General features: G+C 60.6%; 9 protein-coding genes. 1 reads left to right on the top strand and 8 read right to left on the bottom strand.

Annotated features, from left to right (window positions below; all coding sequences use genetic code 11):
* Nucleotides 1-726 precede the first annotated feature (726 nt).
* A complete protein-coding gene (locus ACQR1W_RS29285; protein WP_434854033.1) occupies nt 727-1,368 on the bottom strand; it encodes a glutathione S-transferase family protein in 642 nt (213 codons plus the stop codon).
* 545 nt (nt 1,369-1,913) lie between these two features.
* On the opposite strand from ACQR1W_RS29285, the gene ACQR1W_RS29280 reads away from it, so the two are divergent.
* Nucleotides 1,914-2,405: an RlpA-like double-psi beta-barrel domain-containing protein gene (locus ACQR1W_RS29280; RefSeq protein WP_434854032.1), complete on the top strand. Its 492-nt coding sequence runs from the start codon at nt 1,914-1,916 to the stop codon at nt 2,403-2,405.
* Between the two features lie 95 nt (nt 2,406-2,500).
* Here ACQR1W_RS29280 and ACQR1W_RS29275 read toward each other — a convergent pair whose 3' ends face one another.
* From ACQR1W_RS29275 to ACQR1W_RS29245, 7 genes are all read right to left on the bottom strand, one after another.
* Nucleotides 2,501-2,968: a hypothetical protein gene (locus tag ACQR1W_RS29275; protein WP_434854031.1), complete on the bottom strand. Its 468-nt coding sequence runs from the start codon at nt 2,966-2,968 to the stop codon at nt 2,501-2,503.
* Between the two features lie 2 nt (nt 2,969-2,970).
* Nucleotides 2,971-3,474 carry a DUF6644 family protein gene (locus ACQR1W_RS29270; protein WP_434854030.1) on the bottom strand — a complete coding sequence of 168 codons (504 nt, stop codon included), beginning with the start codon at nt 3,472-3,474 and terminating at the stop codon, nt 2,971-2,973.
* Nucleotides 3,474-3,977, bottom strand: a complete 504-nt coding sequence (locus ACQR1W_RS29265) for a DUF6644 family protein (RefSeq protein ID WP_434854029.1) — start codon at nt 3,975-3,977, stop codon at nt 3,474-3,476. Before ACQR1W_RS29265 ends, ACQR1W_RS29270 begins: the two co-directional genes overlap by 1 nt.
* Nucleotides 3,978-3,984: 7 nt before the next feature.
* On the bottom strand, nt 3,985-4,377 hold the full coding sequence (locus tag ACQR1W_RS29260; protein WP_434854028.1) for a DUF6152 family protein: 393 nt from the start codon (nt 4,375-4,377) through the stop codon (nt 3,985-3,987).
* Nucleotides 4,378-4,405: 28 nt separating this feature from the next.
* Nucleotides 4,406-5,188 carry a hypothetical protein gene (locus tag ACQR1W_RS29255; protein ID WP_434854027.1) on the bottom strand — a complete coding sequence of 261 codons (783 nt, stop codon included), beginning with the start codon at nt 5,186-5,188 and terminating at the stop codon, nt 4,406-4,408.
* Nucleotides 5,189-5,453: 265 nt separating this feature from the next.
* Nucleotides 5,454-5,714, bottom strand: a complete 261-nt coding sequence (locus ACQR1W_RS29250; RefSeq protein ID WP_008967968.1) for a hypothetical protein — start codon at nt 5,712-5,714, stop codon at nt 5,454-5,456.
* Between the two features lie 139 nt (nt 5,715-5,853).
* Nucleotides 5,854-6,525 (bottom strand): helix-turn-helix domain-containing protein, encoded by a 672-nt coding sequence (locus tag ACQR1W_RS29245; protein ID WP_434854026.1) that lies wholly within the window; start codon nt 6,523-6,525, stop codon nt 5,854-5,856.
* Between the last annotated feature and the right edge of the window lie 190 nt (nt 6,526-6,715).

Here is a 6,715-nt window from a genome sequence, read left to right as displayed (position 1 = left end):
ACGTAGCCCTCGATCGCCCGAACCGGGTTGTCCGGTTCGACATAATCCTCGACCCGGGGCGGCAGCAGGCTCTCTTGATCGCGGTTCTCGCCGCTCTTGAACGGACGATTCGTCATAATCCCGAATCGTACAGGCAATCCTCAGTTCTTGCCCAGCCTCGACGGGCAGGACCATCGGGGCGACGAATTTCATGCGGCGCGCTTTGGCGCACTCAAGAATCACGCCATCATCTCGTATAAGGCATAGCCGACGGTGAATTCGAAGCCCGAACTTGACTGCATCCAGTGGGTTGGTGTGCGAAAGTCAGCAGCTTCAGGTAGAGCCACGATGCCCTTCGATCACGATGCCCTTCGATAGTGTACAGGGAGATGGTGTTGACATGAGATGGATCACATCGGTGAGCTTGATCGTGGCAGTCCTCTTCTCTGGCGCGGCACAAGCAGTCGATTGGAGTATGCGGAACGGATGCCAGATTTCTACTTACCGCGGCTTCTTCCCGAGCACTGAGGCCTGCATGAATGCGCGACGTCGAGTTCATCTCACTGTTTGCCAATTGGCGCGTGAGAAGGGTTTACCGGCATCTGCGTGGTGCATCAGGCATCGTTCTTAGCGAGCGCAGGCCGGATAAGCGCAGCAGTATCCGGAATTGCATTCCCGTATATCGCTTCGCTCATGCGGGTTAGTTGCTACTCGATCAGGCGCTCGGCCTCGCGGGCGAAGCGAGCACTATAATCCCGGTGATCGTGCTGCCCAAGCCTTGGTGGCCTGGCAGCTTTCCATCGCTCGGGCGTAGGCAGGGCGTGCCGTCGTGCGGGCGAGATAGTCCCGCTCGGTAGAACCGGGGACGTAGTTGCCAGTTCGCAGGCCGAGCAGGAGGGCGTAGCTCACCGAGATATCGGCAGCAGTGAATCGGTCGCCGGCGAGATAGGGGCAATCCGCGAGGCGGCGGATAACCAACCCTAACCGGCTCTCGAAGGTCTCGAGTGCCCAGCAGGTAACCCGGGCATCTCGCTCGGCTTCGGGCGCCAGTTCGCGACCGACAAAGACGGTGTTCATCGGCCCGGCGAGCCCAGCCTCGCCTAAGTGGAGAAATTGCAGATAGCAAGCAAAGGCGGGATCATCCGGAGCGACGGCAAGCGAAGCTGAGCCGTGGCGGGCGAGCAGATACTCAAGAATCGCGATCGATTCGACCATGATCGTCTCGCCGTCCTGCAGTGCGGGAATGAAGCCGGCGGGGTTGATCGCGAGGAAATCGCGATCGGTTTCGACTGCCAGCAAATCGACCGGGCGCAGCCGATATGCCAATCCTAATTCCTCAAGCAGCCAAATAACACGGAAGCCACGACCTTCGCCATAGACGGTGAGCATAGTTAAGCGTTCCTGGATTAGGCCAGATACATTAACTTACAGAGGTAAGCCAGTCGCGCAAGGTAATGCGCTCAAGGCTTGGCGCATATTCGTCATCCTATTAGCGCGAGCCTGCCCACTTTATGGGTTCACGACCTAGAGTCAGCAAGCGTAGCCCGGATGAGCGTAGCGATATCCGGGATCGTATCCCCCGCATGTCGCTCCGCTCATGCGGACTACTTGTTAGCTAGATAGTTGAAACGGAGATCCAAAGACGACCTCTCGATCCGAGCGCGCCGAGTCTTTTCACCGCGCATCGTTCGGCGGATTGTTCCTACGCACGCCAAGAGGCTTATGTGCAGTCATGCTATTGACGCAATGTCTGTCTTAGTCGGTGTGAATTAAGAACGTGTGCGCGGACCAACGAGGTTCCCCACAACGGTTCCATCGCCAGCAATTGGCGAGTCCGCAACAAACAGCCGAGTTCGATAACGCTTCGCGTTCGCTCGATCCTGTTTTGCGCATCGGGAACCGGACGATCCAGAAAAGGCAATCAAGGAGTTATGATGGTGTTCCGTTCGAGCGCCGCCATTTGCGGCGCCGTCGTCGCGCTTAGCGTTTCCGTTACAATGGCTCGAAGTGAAACTGGTGGAGTTCATACTGGCGCCAAAGTCAATGAAGCTACAGGGGATGCGATCGTTGGCGCAGCATCCATGTACAATCCGTTCCGGCCCGGATGGCGGGAGGGGACCCGGAACACTGCCTCCGGCGAGCGGTACAATCCGTCAGCCTGGGCGGCTGCCATCAAGACCAGTCTGCGTCAGAAATTCGGTGGGGTCCATTATGGCGCGAAGCCAAAGTATGCCCTGGTCGAGGCCGTGGGAAAGAAGGTGATTGTGAAGATCAATGACGTCGGGCCGCTGACGCCTGGCCGCATCATTGACCTCAACGAGCGGACCATGCGTCACTTCGATCCAAGTCTGCAGCTCGGGGTCATTCATGATGTAAAGGTCAGGCCCCTTGCCGGAGACGATTGGACACCGGGACCGGTTGGCTGAACATCGCACGCGAAGAGCGCGTCGCGCGGATCAATCGACCTTCGTCCACCGCCGGTAGAGGGGTGATCGTTGTGTGGGATGGTCGTGATCAGCATCTACTCCAGCCCGTAGTGCCGGTGGCATGAGGCGCAGATGCTGTCGAGACGGTCGCTGACCTCGGCGACCGTCTTCAGGTCGTGAGCCTCGGCGGCCTGATAGGCTCTGTCGGCGGCATCTGCGAGCGTCTTGACGTAGGAATTCCATTCAGCGTCCTGTGCGCGGCCCGGGATCATCAGCGCGTTGGTGGCTTCGGCAAGCGTCGCCGCGCCGCTGGTGATGGTCTCCCAATCCTCATCCGTCTTGGGCGAGAGGTCGTGCTCGCCCTGGGCGTCGATCATGGTGCCGTTGACGCTCCAGATCACTTTTGCTGCCGGCGTGAGCACATGCTCCATGAAGGTCTTCATGTCGACATGGGCCGTGAACGGCGGCATGGAAGCCGCGCTGTCGGAGATCGACGGTGAGGAGCCCAAGACCGACAGGAGGAGGGCCGAGATCATCGTTGCGGACAAGCGAGAGCCGATCATCGTTACAGCACCTGCATGGTGAAGCCGATCCAGCGCCCGCAGGCGACGACCGTGATCCAGAGCAGGATCGACAGCAGGCCTGCGAGCCGCGCCCGCAGCGGCGGCACGGCCTGTGTCTCCCATTGCGGCAGATCCTTCGCGCTGATGGCGTGGAAGATGATCATGTTGAGCCCCGCCGCGCAGATCAGGATGATCTTGGCGTCGAAATAGCCGTTGGCGAGATATTTGGTCGCGTTCGAGATGAACAGCAGGAAGCCGGAGGCAGCCGCGACCGCGAACGCACCCCAGGTCACCGGCAAGATCGCGCTCGCGAGCCGGCTTACGGGGCGCCCGACCGAGGCGAGCCCGAGCAGGCGCAAGTCGAGCGCGAAGATCGTGCCGACGACGAGGCAGATCGCGATCACATGCACGGATTCAATGAAGGGAAACAGCGTGTCATTTTCGCGGATGGCGGCGGCGACGCCGCTCTCCTCGAAGACGCCAACGAGGTCAGAAAACTGCGACATCACAACCCGGCCTGTGTGTAGGCGATCCAGCGTCCGGCAAACAGGATACCGCACCAGACAAGGACCGAGAGCGTTGCCAACGCCTGTCCGGTCAGCCGCCGGCTGCGGTCCTCATACAGGCCCGGCGATGCAACCGCCGTCCGCTGCAGCGTCGCGGTCAGCAAGACGGCAACGATGAGCAGCGCCATCTTGAGATAAAAGGTGATGTTGACCAGCGACCGGCGCGGCTCGCCGATGATCAGCAGGCTGCCGGTGACGAGCAGGATGACGAGCACCGGCCAGATCGGCGTCAGAAAGCGCTGCGTGATGACGCCTAAGCGTTGATCGCGCTCGAACAGGCGGAAGATCCGTAGATCGACCAGCACGGCCGAGGAGAAAACGATGGCCACACATAGAATATGGATGGTCTGAAGGGTCGGGATGATCCAGGTGACGGTCTGGATGGTGTGGCTGAGCGAGGTCGCTGCCAGCCATTTCGAAAACCCGGTCAGCAGCGCTTCCATCACCTGATCACTGCTCTTCCGGTGTCAGGCTGTAGGTCAGCTCCTTGCCGTCGGGCAAGGTGACCTTGCGCAGGAAGCCGCCTTGCTTGCCGTCGCGTAGCGGCAGATAGTCGAAACTCGCGTGATCGCCTGGGTTCAGCGACCGCTTGGTCCAGCCGGAGCGGGTGAGAACCCCCGGGCTCGACACCTCGAACACCCAGGTGCCGGCCTGCGGCCCGTCCTTGGCATCGGTCTCGACCACGAAGGTGATGTGCGGGTTGGTCCAGTTGACCTGCTTGACGGTGCCTTCAACCTTCTGCGGATGGTCGCTGTCATAGGCGGCATTCGAATGGTGCGCCATGGCCAGGCCGGTCGAACTGGCGACCAGACAGGCGGCAAGAAGTGTGGCCTTCGGTGACATTTCGATCATCCCTTGTTATTGCGCGACCTTACTTCGCGGTGTGAACCGTCCCGAACGCGCCTTGCGGATTCGGAAGGAAAACATCGTTGCCATGCTCGTCCTTGCCGGGCACCAGATCTTCCTGCTCGCATTCGCCTTCGGCAATTTCATAATGCCGATCCGGGTAGCGGCGAAAAATCCGTGTCGTCTTCCAGGTGTCGGTGAGAACGTTCGGCGCGGTGATCTCGAGATCGTCATGCATGACGTTCGGTTCGGCGAGATGGATGCGTTCGACGATGTGCATGTCGCCGTTGTTGGGAATGCCGACCGCCTCGCTGATCGCGATATAGGCTTGCGGCATGATCGCAGTGGTGTCGACCACCAGCGTGTCGCCCTCCCAATGTCCGATGGAGGTGCCGTGCAGTGACGGATCGGGGTCCTCCGGCGGCTTGCGGCCGTCGAGATAGATGCGACGCATCCTGTTGCCGTCGACTTCGCCGAGCAGGGTGATGCGACCGGGGGTCCTCAAGAGCTCGAACGCGTTATGCGTCATCAGCATCCAACTCGGCATGCCGTGCGGCAGGCAATGGCTGAGCACCAGGAATGGGCGGCCCGCCTTTTCCTCGGCGACGAGGTGCTGAACCTGCTTGAGAATGCCCGGCTTCCACGGCGGCATATTCGCCGTTTCTTGTCGCTTCTGGTCCCTGATATCGGGAAGCCAGACTCCGCTGAGATCGGGCTCGGCAAACGCGCTTGGCGCGCCGGCGGTCACTGCGAGCACAGCCGAAATACAGCCTGCGATCGCAAACGCCTTCATCTTCTCGATAAGCATGCGAACTTCCGATGCATTCCAAGCAGCATAGATCGTGCTGAGGCCAAAGGAAGCTCGTCGTGCAACAAAACGCTTCAAGATTGCGCGAAGTATCACCGCAGTTGAACAGGGTGATCGCGCTCGCGCGATTAGTTGCGGCTCTAAGGGGAAGGTGAATCATTCGCGACGATGAACGAGGCTGCCTGCGTGCCAAAGCTGCCCGCTTCGGTCACCTGGAGTTCAACAGCGGCGTTCTTGTTGGTTGCGAAACGACCCGGCGTTCCGCTCAACCATACGCATCGCTGTTGATGCCGTATTCCTCGTAGATGGTCAGCGGGTCGCGGTCGGGACAGAGCCGGCACTTGGCCTGGGCGAGATGGAGCTTCACGACATCGGGGGCACGGCCGTTGGCCAGAAGCTTGCGCAAATCGTCCATATGCGCGCGCGGCTGGTGTTTTTCGGGGAGCTGCTCCAGTGCCACGAGCGCAGTCGCCAGCGCTTCGGTGACGACCCAACCGTCATGACCCGTGATTCCCGGTCGCGGCATCGACGCACCTCATCCCTTTTCGGAACGTGCCTCCAGCGCACACACTCTACCGCAATCTGCCGCGGCCGGCCATGGAAGGCTGCCAGGCCGCGTCCGGAATGGCCGCCTAAAATGCAGGCGCCGTCGGCGACGGCTGTCGTCACGCCTCGGCGCCGGCCTGTGCGATCCGGTGCAGCTGTTCGAACAGGTCAGGCGATTCGCTGGTGCAGAGGCAGATACCGAGCGCGGACTCGGCGGTGCCAGCGTTGAGATAGGCGTGGCCCATGGTGCTGTCGATATACATGCCGTCGCCCTCATGCAGGACCTCGGGCGCGTAGAACTCGGTGTGGACGGCGATCGACCCGCGGGTCACCATGAAATATTCCTCGCCGGCGTGGCGCAGCAGCGGGCCGAATTCCTCCAAGGTGCGGGCGCGCACCTCGGCCAGCATCGGCACCATGCGCTTTCCGATCAGGTCGGTGCATTGGTAGGTGTAGGTGTAGAACTTGGTATTGACGATCTGGCCCTGGCCGACGCGGCAGATGCTGCGGCGGGCAGTGACCGCGCGCTCGGCATCGGTACGAGGCGCAGCCGGGCTGAACAGCTCGGCGATGTCCATCTTCAGACCTGAGGTGAGCTGCAACAGCTTGTCGTAAGTCAGCGACATCAGGCCGTTTTCGACCTTCGACAGGGTCGACAGCGCCATCCCGGTCTTTTCGGCCACCTGCTTGAGCGTCAGGCCGCGGGCCAGGCGCGCCGCCTTCAGGCATTGCCCAAGCTGGGAATGCGGGCCCTCAGCCGCGACCTGATCATTCACACCGGTATCTGCCATAAGCATCCTTCGGAAAATCGTTTAGCGGATCGGACATTCTGATTGCATTGCTCGCGTGGCCCGAATTTCGCGCGAAATCGCTGAAATTTCAATCAAGAGCTTGGCCGGACGGATATTTATGCAGAATTGCCGGCCGTATGCTGCATTTTCGTGCCAGCAATCTTGTTTCTCTTATGCTAAATAGTTTTCA

Origin of the sequence: Bradyrhizobium sp. HKCCYLS1011 (genome assembly GCF_051167795.1) — a bacterium.
Classification (GTDB): Bacteria; Pseudomonadota; Alphaproteobacteria; order Rhizobiales; family Xanthobacteraceae; genus Bradyrhizobium.
This window is presented reverse-complemented; position numbering and strand designations above follow the sequence as displayed.